Source organism: Vibrio sp. B172a, from assembly GCF_030248355.1.
Taxonomy (GTDB): Bacteria; Pseudomonadota; Gammaproteobacteria; order Enterobacterales; family Vibrionaceae; genus Vibrio; species Vibrio owensii.
On record NZ_JAHGAC010000029.1, the window covers coordinates 1 to 18,043 of the forward strand.

At 45.2% G+C, this 18,043-nt stretch carries 12 protein-coding genes and 1 tRNA gene; 6 read left to right on the plus strand and 7 right to left on the minus strand.

Annotated features, from left to right (window positions below):
* Positions 1–275: 275 nt before the first annotated feature.
* The 6 genes from dld to KIT90_RS22705 all read right to left on the minus strand — a co-directional run bounded on the left by dld (position 276) and on the right by KIT90_RS22705 (position 10,784).
* Positions 276–1,982, minus strand: a complete 1,707-nt coding sequence (gene dld, locus KIT90_RS22680) for a D-lactate dehydrogenase (RefSeq protein ID WP_285378838.1) — start codon at positions 1,980–1,982, stop codon at positions 276–278.
* 447 nt (positions 1,983–2,429) lie between these two features.
* A complete protein-coding gene (locus tag KIT90_RS22685; RefSeq protein WP_285378841.1) occupies positions 2,430–3,332 on the minus strand; it encodes a LysR family transcriptional regulator in 903 nt (300 codons plus the stop codon).
* Between the two features lie 166 nt (positions 3,333–3,498).
* On the minus strand, positions 3,499–6,786 hold the full coding sequence (locus tag KIT90_RS22690; RefSeq protein ID WP_285378981.1) for a glycoside hydrolase family 3 protein: 3,288 nt from the start codon (positions 6,784–6,786) through the stop codon (positions 3,499–3,501).
* A gap of 564 nt (positions 6,787–7,350) precedes the next feature.
* Positions 7,351–7,424, minus strand: a tRNA-Cys gene (locus KIT90_RS22695).
* A gap of 234 nt (positions 7,425–7,658) precedes the next feature.
* On the minus strand, positions 7,659–9,113 hold the full coding sequence (gene viaA / locus KIT90_RS22700) for an ATPase RavA stimulator ViaA (protein WP_285378842.1): 1,455 nt from the start codon (positions 9,111–9,113) through the stop codon (positions 7,659–7,661).
* Positions 9,114–9,122: 9 nt separating this feature from the next.
* On the minus strand, positions 9,123–10,784 hold the full coding sequence (locus KIT90_RS22705) for an ATPase RavA domain-containing protein (RefSeq protein ID WP_285378844.1): 1,662 nt from the start codon (positions 10,782–10,784) through the stop codon (positions 9,123–9,125).
* 271 nt (positions 10,785–11,055) lie between these two features.
* Here KIT90_RS22705 and KIT90_RS22710 point away from each other — a divergent pair, with 271 nt between their 5' ends.
* The 5 genes from KIT90_RS22710 to KIT90_RS22730 all read left to right on the plus strand — a co-directional run bounded on the left by KIT90_RS22710 (position 11,056) and on the right by KIT90_RS22730 (position 15,897).
* Positions 11,056–11,571, plus strand: a complete 516-nt coding sequence (locus tag KIT90_RS22710; protein ID WP_285378846.1) for an NUDIX hydrolase — start codon at positions 11,056–11,058, stop codon at positions 11,569–11,571.
* Positions 11,572–11,595: 24 nt separating this feature from the next.
* On the plus strand, positions 11,596–12,600 hold the full coding sequence (ltaE, locus tag KIT90_RS22715; protein WP_285378848.1) for a low-specificity L-threonine aldolase: 1,005 nt from the start codon (positions 11,596–11,598) through the stop codon (positions 12,598–12,600).
* A 78-nt stretch (positions 12,601–12,678) separates the two neighbouring features.
* On the plus strand, positions 12,679–13,005 hold the full coding sequence (locus KIT90_RS22720) for a cytochrome c (protein ID WP_017190809.1): 327 nt from the start codon (positions 12,679–12,681) through the stop codon (positions 13,003–13,005).
* A gap of 218 nt (positions 13,006–13,223) precedes the next feature.
* Positions 13,224–14,756 (plus strand): putative basic amino acid antiporter YfcC, encoded by a 1,533-nt coding sequence (yfcC, locus tag KIT90_RS22725; RefSeq protein WP_005443800.1) that lies wholly within the window; start codon positions 13,224–13,226, stop codon positions 14,754–14,756.
* Positions 14,757–14,901: 145 nt separating this feature from the next.
* Positions 14,902–15,897, plus strand: a complete 996-nt coding sequence (locus KIT90_RS22730) for a succinylglutamate desuccinylase/aspartoacylase family protein (RefSeq protein WP_285378851.1) — start codon at positions 14,902–14,904, stop codon at positions 15,895–15,897.
* 112 nt (positions 15,898–16,009) lie between these two features.
* Here KIT90_RS22730 and KIT90_RS22735 read toward each other — a convergent pair whose 3' ends face one another.
* A complete protein-coding gene (locus tag KIT90_RS22735) occupies positions 16,010–17,131 on the minus strand; it encodes a multidrug effflux MFS transporter (RefSeq protein WP_180826182.1) in 1,122 nt (373 codons plus the stop codon).
* Positions 17,132–17,259: 128 nt separating this feature from the next.
* On the opposite strand from KIT90_RS22735, the gene KIT90_RS22740 reads away from it, so the two are divergent.
* Entirely contained in the window at positions 17,260–18,039 is a 780-nt protein-coding gene (locus KIT90_RS22740) for a helix-turn-helix domain-containing protein (RefSeq protein ID WP_285378854.1), read from the plus strand.
* The last annotated feature ends 4 nt before the right edge of the window (positions 18,040–18,043 follow it).

Consider the following 18,043-nt stretch of genomic DNA (forward strand, 5'->3'; position numbering starts at 1 on the left):
ACCAGGGCAACGCAATTAATGCGATGGTAACACCATCTGTTCTAACGACCTTCGCCGTGAGAACGAGGCGTACTTTAACGGATTAAGATTTCAGGTCAACAATAAATTTATTCTTTTTGATTCAGATGGTTAAAAACACAACTGAACGTATGGGAGTTGAGCAATTCGATTAAAACTCAAACGGCTTATTCCACTATTTCTTGATAAAAAAAGAGCTTCTTGATAAAAAAAGAGCCACTGTTTAAGCGACTCTCCACATCATATCGGTTTAGTGCTTAAGCACAGCAGTTACAGTTGCGCTTGTAGCGATCCATTTTACCTATGCCTGGGTTAAAGGTGTTGGTTGGATCAAGTTGATGGTAGAACTTTTGCAGCGAGTTCTCCGCTTCGTACAGGTGCCCTACGTTGTGTTCTGCTGGGTATTTAGCGCCGCGACTGTTCAGGTGTTCCAACATTAGCTTCTTCATCAGCTTGGTGTCGGTGCCCTTTTTGAAAACATAGTCTTGGTGGAATACATAACACATAAAGTGACCGTAATAGAGGGATTTAACGAGGTTCTTACTTACTTCCTCAGGTAATGTTTCTAACCACTCTTCATCGTTACGTCGTAACGCAATATCGAGAGCCACAATGTCTTCTACTTCCTTGCGGTGAATGGTTTCGTAACGAATTGCTGCACCTGCCGCTGCAAAACGGTGTAGATACGCTTTCTTACCCTCTTCTGGAGTGCATTCGAAGAAGTCACTATCGTGCTCAGCTGCCCACACCTCTTTGAGGTATTTCTGCGCTTCGGCAATACCGCCGTCACTCATTTTAAGTACAAGATGGTGCTCGTACTTATCACGGTACTCCAACATGCGCTTAGGAAGGTGCTGCGGGAATAACTTGCTCGCATAGTAGAGAATAGTATCTGGCAGGTACTTGCTGACCAACGGAACACGCTCTAAGAAGTTTTCAACCTTAGCTTTAAGCGAGAACATCTTAGGCAGATTGTCTGTGCCTAATAAATCGATAGAAAGGAAAACGTCTTTACCGTACTTCTCTGCCATATTGAAGATGTCACGGTGAAGGTACTCCCCCATTTCTGGTAAGTTTTCGAATTGAGTAAGGAAGTCTTTTCTCAGCTTGGTCAATTTATCTGGATCATTAGTACCTAGGTAGAACACTTGCTCTTTCTCAGGGATTGGATAGCAATCGACTCGAACAGCGAACACGCCAAGCTTACCCGCACAACCGCTCGCCTCGTACAGACGGCGTTCGTCGGCATTAAAGCGCGATGGGATATCTGAAGTCACATCACGAACACGTTCGTCGTATTCTTTATCCGACGCCATGCGTTCATCATGAATCACTTTATCTGGGTCGAAATTACCATCTTGGATGTTCTGTAAGATCTCTTCAGGCGTCGAGCCTAATCCTTCAATACCAAGGTGGTTAACAAGATTGAGCTTACCGTCTTTGTCCACCTGAGCGAATATTGCTAACTCTGTGTAAGCCGGACCACGTTTAACCAAAGCGCCACCAGAGTTGTTTGCAATACCGCCCACGACGGTTGCGCCAAGAGAGGAAGAACCAATCACTGAATGCGGCGCACGATTAACCGCTCGCAGCTCTTTTTCTAACGAATGTAAACTTGCTCCCGGAAGACAAACTGCTTGCTTACCGCCGTCTAACAGATAGATTTGCTTCATCTTGGTAATATTGATCACCACCACATCACGGTCGTAATCACTACCACTTGGCGCTGAGCCCTCGGTCAGACCCGTCTTAGCTGCCTGCATGATGATGATGCAATTATTGTCGACACATTGTTGGATGACCTTCCACTGCTCTAGCAGAGTCTTAGGAAAAACCACCGCCAACGCCGTGCCGCTTCCTGAGCGAAAACCGCTGCGGTAATACTTGGTTTTGATTTGATCGGTAAGGACATTTTCTTCCCCGACAATGGTGACAAACGCGTCGATGAGCTGCTTCTGTTTCATATCCGTATCTCTAGTTATTATGCCCAGCCAATATAAATAGTCCGAATCTGAACGTCCATGCCACCAAAGTCCGATAACAACGCCCAGATAAAGTTAACCACATTAATTACCTATATATTCAATTACTTAAAATTCTCAGAACTGTAAAATCAACAAAGAAACTTATCGTTTCCAAAAAGAAACAATAGCAAAGTACATTGTTAACAAACGTGCACGATATCGAAGAAAAAGAAAGTCGAAAGGGTCAACAAGGCCTTATATAATTGACCTTGAAAGAATATTCAGTCAAAACAAAACCACAACATGTGAATACCATGACGTTATAGCAGCGTTATATGGCTGTGACATTGTCGAGCAATGAAGAAAATAGATAGATTGTAGAGTTTAAAATTTAGAGCGAATCCCTTCGGTCAAAGGAGAGTCACTCCTTTGAGAAAAGTTGAGCTACTAGAATTGATGGCTACGACGTTGAAAGCATTGATACAGATGCTCGATAAAGATCTTAATCTTTTCTGGTTGCTGGCGGGTGTATGGGTACACGGCATAAATACCCAAGCACTTAGCCGTTTCGTCTTTAAACAACTGAATCAGCTTCCCTTGCTGCAAGTCTTCATAAACCAGTACCCGAGGCACATAAATGATACCTTGCCCCAGCAAAGCGACGTTACGTAACGCAGATGAGTTATTGGTACATAGATTCCCGTCCACCTTAACCTGATACACCTCATCATCACGCTTGAAAGCCCACTCACGTGCACCTGTCTCTTGATAAGCGTAAACCAAGCAGTTGTGTTTAGTGAGGTCGTCTGGTGTTTTTGGTTTGCCATGTTTGACGACGTACTTAGGCGATGCACACACAATCCAGTTTGCATCAACCAGCTTACGCGCAATCAAGCTTGAGTCAGGCAAAACCCCGGTACGAATGGCAAGGTCAAAACCTTCGTTGACGATGTCGGCGAATCGATTGTCCAGCTCCATATCAATGTTGATATCTGGATAAGCTTGGTTGAATTCAGAAATAACGGTAGGAAGGATAAGTTCACCAGAGATGGTCGGGACGGTAATCTTGATGTTGCCGGATAGGTTCTTACCCAAACCAACAATGGATTCCTCAGCGGTTGCGACGGCTTGATAAACACTACGAGCATGTTCGAAGAAGGATTGCCCTGCTTCTGTCAGTTTAAGCGTGCGTGTGGTTCGATAAAGCAGTTGAACACCTATCTCCTGCTCTAATTTGGCAATGCGCTTACTGACGACCGACTTAGTGAGTTCCATTTGTCTTGCAGCGGCGCTGAATGAACCCTGTTCAACCAAATGATAGAAAATAATGTAGTCGTCGGTATTTCTCATGTGTCTTCACTGCTTCCTTGTCGAAGAAGACATTCTAAAGAGATTTCACACAGATTGCCGCAAGAAAGTTCACACTTGGCTTTTAAAGGCTTCCTCAACGAGAAAGGCGAGCTAATAAGGCTCGCCTTGTTTCTACTTAATTGAGTAACTTTCCTAGATGGTCTGTTTACTTCGTGAAGTGAATATCATTGATTTCAAACTCTACGCCAGCTTGGGTATTTGCCCATGCGGGGAAGATAGTGAACGTCTTAACAGTTTGAGCCCAGTACTTGTTATCAAACTTCTCGGCGAAGGTGGCCATTGGCACAGTCACTTTAATATCCGTATTCAGCATAATATTCTCCCCGGCCAATTCCGTGACAAAAATGTCACCGGTATCTCCATCAGCATTCGCCAGCTTCAACACCAATCCGGTTTGATCGTTGTCAGGCTTTTGTGCCCCTAACGTCGATACATTAACCGTAAACACCAACGAACCCGCTTCAGCAAAGTTTTCTAAGTTCTGTGCATCAAAGTTGAAATGCAACAGACCTTTGTAAGCCTCCGGACTCGCGCTGTTATAAGTAACCGATGCACCATCAGCAGTTTGTGTTGCCGTCATGTGAGTTTCACCATCAGGGATAGGTCCCCAGCCTTCTGTCGTGTATTGGTCTGAGGTATTTATCTGTGCATTAAAGTCGGTAACGATGTTGTACATATCCCCAGTCAATGGTGGTAGCGCTTCATCAAGCATGTCTTCACAACTAACTGCATCCTCAGGTAATCCATCTGGGTTCGGAACATAACGAATCTTACCTAAATCAAACTCCACAGCCTCAGTTGAATACATCAAGAAAGACGTGTTCAACATTTGAAAACTCATCCCTGTGTCCTTCAAACACTGGAGCGGTACTTTGACCGTCGTCCAAGTGCTATCTGACGGTTCAGGTAAGACTTTGTTGATGTTTACCTCACCACGGCAAGGATACTCACAGTGTGTCGACAGCACTAAGCTCTCTGGCGCTGTGGTTACCATGCGAATATCAAACTCCAAAGTAGAATCGGCATTCATGTAACTGTTGTAGTCAGACCCCTTTTCATCTGGTGTTTGCATGTAGATTTGCGCGGCTGAATTACCAACGAAATCACCAGTTTCTCCAGAAAATTTTACGTTGATTGCTGACTGCTGCATGCCATCGTAGTTAATGCCTTTCGTCGTTACTGAGCCAATTGTGGTGGTGTCTTTGTTGATTTCCACGCCAGCCCAACCATTCGCACTGCCTGACATTCTCGCAACAAACTCGCCTTTTGCGTCTTTACCGAAGATCTCTAATGGGAACTCAGCAATACCGTTGTCTGGCTCGTCCATACCACAGCCATAATCACGTGGGTCGAGTGGAATGTCGTTTAAGTCTTCATACAGCGCTGGGACATCGGTCTGGTTCGCGTAGTTCAAACCATAACCATAAGGGAATAACGGTTTATGTTCGCCTTCAATATCCTGCTCAATCAACTCACCGTTTATGCCATCAATTGGTGTTGTGTAGTTAGGGATATTAGGCGCCTTGCGGTTGATTGTGGTCGAACACTTCTTAGCGCCCCACGAGTAAGAGAGCTTACCTTTGAAATCCGCGCCATCTTTTGCGAACAGTACATCCGTAATACCTAAACCTTCCGTTCCCGGCAGCCAAGCTGCAACGAATGCATCAGAGTTGTTGATCTCTTCATTAACGTAAAGCGGACGCCCAGAGAAGAATACCGTGACCACTTTGTATCCCTGCTCTTTTAGCGCTTTGATCGTATCAAGATCCGCTTGATAAGAGGCTTTTAGCTTCGAGAATTCAAGTGTTTGTGCTTTGCTGATGTCACCAAACATTTCTGCATAAGGATCTTCACCGATAACCACAAGCGCAGTAGCTTCTTCAGGTGTTGTTGCAGAAGCATCGGTAAAGATGTTTTCTTCACCAACTTCTTGCTGCATTGCCATAAGCACGGTTTGTGCGTTCGGGAAGTCTTTCTCTATCGTGTTGCCATCACCTTGCCAAGTAAGCGACCAACCACCTGTTTGTTTGGTGATGTCGTTGGCAGCCGAACCCGTTACCAAGAATTTCGCATCTGATTTCAAAGGTAGAATTTGGTCTTGGTTCTTCAAAAGAACTAACGATTCTGAAACTGCTTGGCGCGCAATGGCAACGTGTTCTGGCGCACTAAGCACGGATTGGTCACCCGCTAACGAACGCTCAGATGGCTTAGGTTTCTCCCAAAGGTTTGCACGCATTTTGACGCGGAGAATACGGGTTACGGCATCATCAATACGAGACATTGGGATAATGCCTGCGTTTACTTGGTCAATCACATTTTGGTAGAACGCTTGCCAATCGTTACGCGAGGTCACCATAAACACATCATTACCTGCGATTACAGCTTGCGGACAGTTTGCTGCTGTACAGCCGTTGATCTCACCTTGTCCGTTCCAGTCTGTGACGACTAAGCCGTCAAAACCTAACTTGCCCTTTAAGACGTCAGTAATCAGGTATTGTGAGCCGTGGATTTTCTGGTTTTGCATGTAATCGCCACCATCCTCAGCACCGTCGATACCGACCATAGGATCGTAGTTCGCATCGTTCCACCATGAGTTGAACGAAGACATCACCACTTGTGCGCCTGCATTCAAGCCACCGATGTAGCCCATTGCATGAATGTTGCGTAGATACTCTTCTGTGTAACGGTTTTCACCATGGTCAACACCACCCAACGTACCACCGTCACCGACCCAGTGCTTCACGTTGGAGATTACGTTAGTGTCCCCTTTTAAGCCTTCTTCACCACCTTGAATACCTTCCACCATGCGCTTCGCGTATTCATACACGATTTCTGGATCTTCCGAGTAACCTTCGTATACACGGCCCCAGCGATAATCACGTGGCGTGGCAACGGTCGGTGCAAATGTCCAATCAAGACCGGTGGCAACAACCTCTCTTGCGGTCGCTTTTCCTATTTCTTCAATCAGATCAGGGTTACGAGCTGCACCCAAACCAATGTTATGAGGGAATACCGTCGCCATAAAAACGTTGTTGTGGCCATGAACCGCATCGGTTGCCCACATAAAAGGAATTCGGAACCCTCTCTCTGCGTAAGCTTCTTCTAGTGCAAGCCAGAACTTATCCGCTTCGTCTGCCCAATCTTGCGCGGTTGAGTATTTATCATCATTCGGGAAGCCGCCTCCGCCGTTTAGGATAGAACCTAACTTATAGGTTTTCGCTTCTTCAGGAGTGACTTCGCGAAGATCGGGCTGAATCATTTGCCCCACCTTTTCTTCCAGCGTCATTAACGCAAGGATACGTTGGATTTCTGCCTCCATTGCATCGTCTTTCTTAATAGCACTGTCGACATCCGTCCATTCTGCAAAATAAGGAATTGGACTGGTTGAAATCGTGTCACTGTCTGAGTCATTGCAGCCTGAGATCATCGCCATTGAGACGAGAATACTGACGATTGTTTTCTTTGTTCGTAGCACGTTATTGCTCCTGAAATATCTTGTTATCCAACGGGACCACACGTCAGAAACGTGCTAGTCACGACTAATTTTTCACTACAGGGGTTTTATTTAGACTACTGAAATAAATGATAAATAATTCTGTGTTAATCACAGAAATTAGCCGATCGGATAACCACGTTAGTTCATGAAACAAATAAACAAATTGCTGGTCTTGATGAGGTGCGCGAAGCTCTATGGCAAAAGGCACGTGGTACTTTTTAATGAGGTGAACGTTATTTCACAGATTCATAGAAATGTGATTTATTTTCAAATCTTGAAAAAACGCACTAGTGATAACTCTTCCATATTCAACAAATTAAATTGGCATGAAGTTGCATAACTTTGAAGCATATTCACACAAATGACGTCGATTATTTTTTACTGCGTTTTAAGTTGGTTGCCAAGTTAACATCAAGAGAAATGAGATTGGATGATTGAGCTTACCGAGAGGAATTTGAGGTATAAAAAAAGACGCCATAAAGACGTCTCTTTTTAAGAATTTGGAGGCGCCTCCCGGAGTCGAACCGAGGTCCACGGATTTGCAATCCGCTGCATAGCCACTCTGCCAAGGCGCCAAATTGTTTACGCTTAAAGGCTCTGCCCCGTTGCGTTGGTTGCTACTTTACGGATTCAGGAAATATAGTCAAACAAAAATCCAAAATTTCTGTTTGTTTGCTTTGTTTTAAACCAATCCGATGTTAATTCGACCTAAACCGTCCAGATTTATTCGTTTTGGTTAAAGCAAATCAAAATAGATAGGCAAAAGAAAAGCGGCAACCAGTGCCGCTTTTGTATCTCTATTATCGCGATTAACCGTTAGCAACACGTTTAAACAAGCGTCCCACTACGTTTGGATGGTAAGACCAAGTGTGGTCAAACATCGACATTAACGCTGGGTTGCCGTACTTCGACAAGCTAATAGCATGGAAGCGGTTCTTCTTCGCTTTTAGCGCATCGACTTTTGCAAGCAATTCATCTTGCTGTTTTGGCGCAATGAAGTCTGAAATAACAACCATGTCGGCGTTTTTGTATTTGTCGCTGTTCATCAAATCGATGGATTTAATCAACGTTGGCTCCAAATCCGTACCACCATGGAAGCTGTAAGTTAAAAAGTCGGCAGCTTCACGTAAGCCATCCTGACGCGTTAACTCGTAAGTAATGTGCTCCGTGGAGAAGATGATCACGTAGCAATCTCGTTGTTCAGCGAGAGCGATTTGCATCAGTGCATAAGCCATAGCCTTAGCACATTGCTCTGGGAAGCCACTCATCGAGCCTGATGCATCAACACAAACGATAAAAGGTCCTTTTTCAACGTCCACCGCTTTATGATCGGGTTTGTGCGCCTTCACTTTACGTAGTGTGCGAGACTTACCTTGCGTGCGGTAGTTCATCAAACGTTTATCGACTAAATGCTTATAGAACACGACTTCCAGTTCTGGATACGCCAAAAACATGGTTTCGTTCGGTAGCAGTTTGTTGAGGTCGTCACTTTCATGAATACCGACGATATCGTCTGTTGCTTCGTCACTCTTTTCCTCAACCATTTGCAGCTCTTCTGCTGGTGCGCGGTTGAGGTCAGGATCATCCACTTGCCCCGCCATGCGACCAAGCTGTTCTGCGATTTCTTGTAAGCCTTTGTGCTTTTTAAGGAACTCTGCGTGGCGCTTCATTACGGTTAAGTCGGTTTTACTCAACTTAGCGGACGCCATATCCCATAAGCGCCCTACGCTTTCTTCGTCACCGGACTCCGTCACTTTATCCATGTTACGCATGGTTTCCATACGTTGATAAAGATCGTTAAGGACTTTTTCTTTGTTCTCTTCAAGCTCAGAAACTTGCGCTTGTTTGATTGCTTCGGCAAGGCTTTGATACCACTGGTCACAGAAGTAATGAGGGAACATTGGGTTATTCACCCCCTTGTTCTTCTCCATCATGCGACGCGCTTGCATGTAAAACGCTGAGTGCCATTCAAGCTTCTTGATCACATCATCAATGCGCTCAAAGAACTCGTTCTCATCCCAATAAATCACTTCTTGGTAGAGTGCGAGCTCCTGCTGAAAACGTTCTGTCTCACAGACTTTTGTCATGCGCTTTTTCACGTTGCCACGCCATTTAAGCAGATGGTTTTTCACTGAGGATTTCATGCCTCGGTTTTCTGCCATCATCATGACTTGTGAACGCGCCATTAAATCGTTTACCGCACTATCAATGATGCCTGAATCCGCCACCATAAGCGCTAAGTTGAGTCCGTCTGCACCTAACATGTCGTCTCCTTAAGAGAAAAACTGATGTAAGTTTTTGAAGCGTTGAATGATCTTCTCGCTTTCACCTTGGATAGACTCAAGTCTCTGGCTCACCTGTTGCAGACTCGACTCCATTAGACGTGGTAACTCTGGATCCACGAAACTGTGCGGCAATGCGCCATGGAAGTTGGCTTTAACCTTACGCATATGATGTTCAGCTTCACTCAATTGGCTGACTGCTTCTTCGCTTTCTGCCAACCATTTTTGGTAAAGCTCAACGTCTAAACCTTGTTGGGTAACCAAACTCACCAACACGCCGCGGTTGGCAATGTCACGGATCACTAGGTTGTTGGCAGCATCGACATCAAAACGCAGACGACACATATTGGTGTTTTGGTTCACGTAACCATACACATCGCCATGACCGTCTTTGATCACTCGGTCAAGCTCGTCTTTTGGCACGTATACCCAGCGGCTGTCGCCCTTCTCTGATTCAGAGACCGACATGTTGCTTTGCAGAATAACCAGCTTAACCAGATTCACCGCCGCGCCTACTTTGTAAGTTTTCGCTTTGGATGTATCGAAGCTCATGGTTTCTTTGCGAAGCAGACCCGTTGCGGCTTCTGCGTTTAGCGTCATGCGATATTTGTCTTCAAGCTCATGCTGTACATCAACCAAAGATTCACGACAGTATTCGATCTCTTGCTCTGCTTCTTGCTGGTCAAAGGCATGTTTAAGTGCGAACTCTTGAATCACGCTGCGAACGACATCGCGTGACTCAGGGCTGTTCCATAAACAATCTTGAAGTAGCAGAAGATCAAGCGGATTGATCTCGTCACGCCCATTAAAGAACGCACTTGCTTTAAGCAGTTTGACCGCTTTCTTCCAACGGCGGTCAGACACGTACATGTCTGTTAATGATGCGTCGCCAAACTCAGACTCGACTTTGGTTTCCAACATCGTTTTTAGTTGGAAAAGCTTTTCGAATGCGTTGTCGGTCAGAGTGAGTTTGTCGAGCTGCTGCTGCCAGCGGTGGTATTCTTCGTCTGTGATCGCCAAGCCCTCTGGAACTTGCGCTTCTTGAGACGTACCCACTGTCAGCATGGATTTGAAGTTTTGTTTGTCCTGAATACGGTTTACAAACACGCGTACCAACATACGGTCGTAAAGTGCGTCTAAGCCGCTGTCTTCATCTGGCAGTTCATTTGATGCAGAAACCAAAAGGCGCATCGGTACACGTTCGATATCGCTGCCGTTTTTAAATGTCTTTTCGTTCACAACGGTCAATAGCGTGTTCAGAATCGCAGGACCCGCCTTCCAAATCTCATCAAGGAAAACCACTTGCGCCGTTGGTAAGTACCCTTGAGTAAGACGGACATAACGACCGTTGTCTTTTAGCTCTTGAATGCTCAATGGACCAAACACTTCTTCAGGTGTTGAGAAGCGTGTCATGAGGTATTCAAAATAACTGCTATTATCAAAAGCTTGGATAAGTCGTTTTGCGATTAAGCTTTTTGCGATCCCTGGAGGACCAAGAAGGAAGACGCTTTCGCCGGCAAGAGCGGCAAGAAGACAAAGTTTGATGGTGTGTTCGCGTTCGTAAACGCCATCAGTTAACGCTTTCGCTAGCTTGTTGATACGCTCTGAAAGAAGCGCCTTTTCTGCATTAGATGCGAAAGATGGTTGAATCATAGAAGCTCCGGCTGTTGAACTGAGGCTGTATATATAATTTTATACATTTGTTATCACTTTGTTACAAGTGTATTTTTTAGTGAACCTCGTTTATACCAGATGCTCTTTGCGCGCGTGCGCGAGCAACCATAGTTTTCATTTATGAGACATAACTCACTGAATGTGCTGGTTTCGCAAGAGTATGAAACCATTTTCTTCTTTTGTTTCCGGTGGTTTGTGGTTAATGTGCAAAGCACGTCAATGCGCGGTTACAGCTAGGATCCACAACTGCATGAGCAATACAATTCATAAATGGAAGCAGATTTCTCTAGTCGAAGAGGAAGTTAAACTACCAACTGGTCGGATGATCACACATACCACTATCCAACACCCCGGTGCTGCCGTTATCTTACCTATTACTTCAGATGGCAACATCGTTCTTGTTAATCAATTCCGTCCCTCTCTTAACAAATGGCTGCTTGAATTGCCTGCTGGTACACGTGAAGGCGATGAAGATCCTTTGCACTGTGCTCAAAGAGAGTTGGAAGAAGAAACAGGATACAGCGCCGAAAAGTTCATATCGCTGGGCCAAGTTACCCCTCTTGCTGGTTTCTGTGATGAAATCCAGTACTTGTTTGTTGCCGAACAACTGAACAAAACCAATCGATACGAGTGTGACGACGACGAAGTCATTGAAGTAGTGACATTGTCACGAGAAGAACTCGAACAACAAATTATTCAAGGCATTATTACGGATGCCAAAACTATCGCTTGCCTAAGCAAAGCTCGTCTTTGCGGTTATATTTAGGTCTTTTCGACCGAGGAGAGAATTATGGACTTTCGATCAGATACCGTTACGCAACCTACCCAAGCAATGCGTGAAGCAATGTTTACCGCTCCTGTCGGCGATGATGTGTACGGTGATGACCCAACCGTTAACGAATTAGAGCAATTTGCTGCTGAGCTTGCGGGCTTTGAAGCGGCAATGTTCACAACCTCTGGTACACAAGCAAACTTACTTGGCTTAATGGCACACTGTGAGCGCGGTGACGAATACCTATGTGGTCAGCAAGCGCATAACTACAAGTACGAAGCTGGTGGCGCTGCGGTACTGGGGTCTATTCAACCTCAACCGATTGAAAACAACCCAGACGGTACTTTGCCATTCGATAAGCTAGAAGCTGCTATCAAGCCAGATGACGCGCACTTTGCACGTACTCGCCTACTTAGTTTAGAGAACACCATCAACGGTAAAGTGATTCCTCTTTCTTACCTTGCAGAGGCTCGTGAGTTCGTAAACAAACATAACTTGCAGATGCACCTAGATGGCGCTCGCGTATTTAACGCAGCTGTCGCGCTTGATGTTCCAGTGAAAGAGATTGGTCAGTACTTTGATTCAATGACTATCTGTCTGTCGAAAGGATTGGCTGCCCCTGTTGGTTCGCTACTGCTTGGTAGCAAAGAGTACATCGCAAAAGCACGCCGCCTAAGAAAAATGGTCGGCGGTGGTATGCGCCAAGCGGGTATTCTTGCTGCAGCCGGTAAATTAGCCCTTACCGAGCAAGTAGAACAGCTAAAAAAAGACCACATCAACGCAAAAACCTTGGCGGAAGGTTTAGCGGAATTGCCTGGTTTCTCTGTTAATCCAGAATTTGTTCAAACCAACATCGTCTTTGCCAAGCTTGATCCACAAGTGGATATCGCTGGTATCGCAGAAAAGATGAAGGAGCAAGGCATAACAATTACGCCAGGAAACCCAATCCGATTCGTGACGCACAAAGATATTTCGGCACAAGACGTCGATACCTTCCTATCTAGCCTTAAATCTCTGCTTTAACTTGATTTTGATCATTGAGCTTCCCCTAAGGGGAAGCTTTATTCTATGCGCTTTCAAGAACTACAATGAGTGCATTTCATGCTTAGATACGTGCTTCTAACGTCTCTTCTTCTCTCTTCCTCTGTTGTGGCGAAACCTTTTGGTGACGTTGATAAAGGCAAACTTAAATCACCAAGCTGTGTTTACTGTCATGGTTCGAACGGCATGACAACAAACGACGCTTACCCCAACCTAGCCGGTCAGAATGCTCAGTACCTGTATGATTCTATGAAAGCCTATCAAGATGGGCTTCGCTTAGGTCCTTTGGCAGAAATGATGGCAGCCCAGTTACGCATGCTGAATGATGAAGATTTGCGCGATGTTGCCGCGTTTTATTCAGAACAAACACCTCATGCAGAAAAGTGAATAATTATGGGACTTGTGAATCACCACAAGTCCTAACTCCGTTTTCATTCGTACAACATCTAACCAAAACAATTAACCATTAAATCATTGATAAGCAACTCAACCCTCTTCAGATCAAATTATTGATGAATTTATAGTTCATCAACTCAGTTAATATTGACTTTTTATTCTATTTTATCGATATTTCATGCTTTCTATAATTCGACGTGAAATAGGTTATGTCTCACACACACGCTCAGCCATCGGAATCGGCGGCAACCCCAAAATCATGGCAGATGCCTGATACCCTCATTTTGATCTTCATTGTTGGTATTCTTGCTGCGATTCTTACCTACTTAATCCCTGCTGGTCATTTCGATAGCCAACAGGTGACCTACATGGTCGACGGTGCAGAAAAAACTCGTACTGTTATCGATCCATCTTCTTTCTCTTATGCAACCGACGAAAACGGTGAATTGGTTTACAACAAGGTTGGACTGTTCGCTTCAGGCGGTGGTATTGGTCTAATGAACTTCCCATTCGAAGGTCTGGTTTCAGGCTCTAAATGGGGCAGCGCGATTGGCGTTATCATGTTCATGCTGGTTATCGGTGGTGCATTTGGTGTGGTAATGCGCACAGGCACAATCGACAACGGTATCTTACGTCTTATCGACAAGACCAAAGGTAACGAAGCGCTATTCATTCCAGTTCTGTTCTTGCTGTTCTCTTTGGGCGGCGCAGTATTTGGTATGGGTGAAGAAGCCGTTGCATTTGCGATTATTATCGCGCCACTAATGGTTCGCCTTGGCTACGATGGTATTACTACAGTAATGGTGACCTACGTTGCAACTCAGATTGGTTTTGCAACGTCTTGGATGAACCCATTCTCGGTAGCGATCGCGCAAGGTATTGCTGGTATTCCGGTTCTGTCTGGTATGACTGTACGTATGGGTCTGTGGGCTGGCTTTACACTTATCGGTATTGCTTTCACTATGATTTACGCAGCGCGTATCAAAGCAAACCCTGAGCTTTCTTACAGCCGTCGTACTGACAAATACTTCCGTCAGCAAGAGCTAGGTGACCACGATTCTCGTTGGAACCTAGGTGACACGCTGGTTATCCTTACGGTTATCGCAACCACAGTATGGGTTGTTTGGGGCGTAGTGGCTAACGCATGGTACATCCCAGAAATCGCATCTCAATTCTTCACAATGGGTTTTGTCGTTGCGATCATCGGTACGATCTTCCGCCTAAACGGCATGACGCTAAACTGCGCGGCTGACGCATTTAAAGAAGGTGCAGCAATCATGCTTGCCCCTGCTTTATTGGTTGGTTGTGCGAAAGGTGTATTGCTTATCCTAGGTGGCGGTACTACTGATGAAGCGAGCGTACTTAACTCGATCCTGAATAGCGCTGGTGGCGTGATCAGCGGTCTTCCTGACGTTGCAGCGGCTTGGTTGATGTATGTTTTCCAATCTATCTTCAACTTCTTCGTGACTTCAGGTTCTGGTCAAGCAGCGCTGACAATGCCTCTATTGTCTCCTCTTGCAGACATCGCTGGCGTTACTCGTCAGGTTGCGGTTCTAGCATTCCAACTTGGTGACGGTTTCACTAACGTTATCGTTCCAACTTCAGCGTCTCTAATGGCAACACTGGGTGTATGTCGTATCGACTGGGGTGACTGGGCGAAATTCTGCTGGCGCTTTATGCTATTACTCTTTACCCTATCGAGCATTGTCGTCGTCGCAGCTCACGTGATGGGTTTTGCGTAAACTGATTACCAATATCCCCAAGCAACTTAAACGCGAGAGCGGAGTTTGGGTATAAAGAATAAGGCGAGACAAGTTCTCGCCTTTTTTAATTCAAGCCGTATGGCAAACAAGCATCGAAGTAAGATGTTTTGGAGTGACAACTTTAATGGCAACACAATTTCTGGATGACGTAATTCAAGGTCATCAAGTCATTCAATCTCTTGACGTAACAGACTTGCCTGCAGGCGAGCACAAGTTTTGGTTCCGTATCGCAACCAACGCCCTATCTCAATGGCAACATTTGCCTGTGTTGGTTTTCAAAGGCGAAAAACCGGGTAAGAAAATCATGATCACAGCAGGTGTTCATGGTGATGAATACAACGGTGTTTTAGCGGCGCAAAAGACCGCTCGTGAACTGATTGGTAAAGACATCGCAGGTACTGTAACTGTCGTTCCGACCATTAACCTAACTGGCATGCTGAACCACAGCCGTGACTTCTTCTCTGCGGATCCAGATGCATCTCCTGCAAACTTAAACCGTTTCTTCCCTGGCGATGCTAACGGCAACGAAGCAAACCGCTTCCTGTTTGCTTTATGGAATAACCTTTTAAAGCCAAACGCAGAGCTGGCGATTGATTTGCACACTCAAACTACTGGTGCTGCTTACCCGCTGTACGTGTTTGCCGATTTCCGTATCGAGCAATCTCTGGAAATGGCTCGCCTTATTAACCCAGACGTAATTCTTAACGATCCGGGTGACGCTGGAGTACTTGAAACCGTCTGGAACAACAGCGGCATTCCAAGCATCACCATTGAAGTGGGTATGGGTCGTTACACAGAACAGGACCTGATCGACCGTACCGTGACTGGCATCTTCAATATCCTTGCTCGTCACGACGTAGTAACCGGTGAAGTTGCAGAGATCACGCCTTGCCTAGAAGGCAAAGACATCATCAGCATTCGCGCTGAATTAGGTGGTTTTGTACTACCACAAGTGAAGATGATGGATAAGGTAGAACAAGGTCAATTGGTTGCAATTCAATACGACAGCTTTGGTGATGAGATTCAGCGTTACACTGCGCCAACTGAAGGTACTGTGTTGAGCCACAACATTGAATCGATCCGAGCGCCAGGTTCTTTGGTTGTTCGACTGATCAAGTAACACCTTTGAATTTAATAGCTTGTAATTTCAGATTGTTAGGCTCGAACAAATAACACAAAGCCCTGCATAACTTGCAGGGCTTTTCTTTTTTGGTATCTTCAACATGCTTCAGTTAAGCTTTACGTGACAATGTCACCAATAAAACCAATGCAGCACACGACATTAGAACAAATCCAAGGTTTTGAATCATTCCAGCTAAGCCTAGACCTGAACCAATCATCAAGTAGTACATTAATCCTAGCAATGCCCCTGCACTGCCCGCTTGTTGCTTGTAATCAACTAAAGCGGTGCTCAAAACATTTGGAATCGCGATACCAAATGCCATCACAATGAACAACATTGGGGCCAAGAACCAAATCGATGTTTGCAGCATAAACACACCGAAGCCTCCGATGATCAAAAATGCTGATGCAATCCAAAGCAAATGCGTTTGTGAGCGACCTTTTGCTAACAATGACTTGTTCATCAAACTGCCGATTAAGGTACCCACGCCTAATATCACACCGCTGTATCCGAACTGCTCAGAACTCAGTCCGAGCTGCTCAAAAGTGAATGCGCCCAATTGGTAGTATGCGAATAAAGCAATGTTGTAGAGCGCAACCAACAACGCAGATTGCCAGATTTGAGCATCTTTCAACATTCGTCCAAGTAATGAACCGATGTTTAGCGGCTGCTTTTGAGTTTGTGTTTCAGGTAGATTAACCGCGTTGTAGCACAGCAAAACAAGCGCCAAAATAAACAACGTAAAGAACACAACCTGATAGCCACCGAGTGCTGTTAACTGACCACCGAGCAACATGCCAATCACTGGGCTAATGGAAATACCCATGCCCATAACGCTAAATACTTTGCTTAGCTCATCGCCTGAAAAGCTGTCTCTTAGCATGGTTTGTGTCACGACCGACCCAACCGCAATACCGAAAGCACTGAACGCGCGAGCTATCATCATCACATCAAAGCTTTCTGTTTGCATAGCGACCAAAGCAGATAAGCCGTAGACCAGCAACCCTGCCAGCATGGTCGGGCGTCTGCCCCACTTATCTGCCAAGATTCCCCAAACCACCACGCCAATAGCAAATGCAGAAAAATAGATAGATAGGGTTTGCGCCGCTTGTGAATACGTTACAGCAAACGACTGAGCAATATTACCTAGCGCTGGGCTGTATATGGTCTCCACAATTTGCGGAAACATCAGCATCACCACCATCAACCCAATAGAAGGTTTCGTTTTCATTTTTACCTCTCTGTCCCACTCCTACAGATGTTTAAGTGGGTAACGAACTTAACTTGGCGTGCAGTATAGAAGGCGTTATGCTTTACCCATTAACAACATTAAAACCAAAAACATCAAGATTCGGACAAATGGCAATTATTGAAGATAATACTCGATTTGATGCGGACGCGATTGCCGCGAGTGTGGTTGGCATTGCAGCGGATGTCGGCAAACATGATTCCGGTATGCACGAACACAAGAAAGGACAATTGCTTTATGCGCCACAAGGCTGCATGACGTTCGCACTCGACAACTCTATTTGTATATTACCTCCAACCAAAGCGGTGTGGATTCCATCGCATACTTCTCACAGAGCCGTCATGACTAACGTTGTGGCTTACCGTTCACTCTATTTCGATTGCAGTGAATACAACTGCCCTGATGAAATAGTGATGATTGAGGTGAACGATCTTTTAAAAGCACTTATCGACAAAATGGCATTATGGGAATGGGATATTGAAGAAACGAAAACCCAAGCGACGAGCACTTTGTTTTGGGAAGAGTTTTACCAAGCGAAGCAGTTTGAATTCTCTTTACCCTTGCCCTCTGATAGGCGTTTAACAGGGTTTCGCAAGGCAATGACCAAGGGTGATTTTATAGCTCCTGAGTTAAACCAACTGTCACAAACCTTTGGCGCGAGCAGCAAAACTATCACTCGCCTATTTAAGGCTGAGACCGGCATGTCTTATCAAGATTGGCGTCAACAATGGCGGCTACTTAAGGCTATTGAGCTCTTATGTGAAGAAAGACAAGTCAGTGATGTTGCCCATTGTTTGGAGTTCTCATCAGATAGCGCATTTATTGCGTTCTTTAAGAAACAAACCGGACAGACACCACTGAGTTTTATGAAGCACAGATCGTTGTTATAAGGCG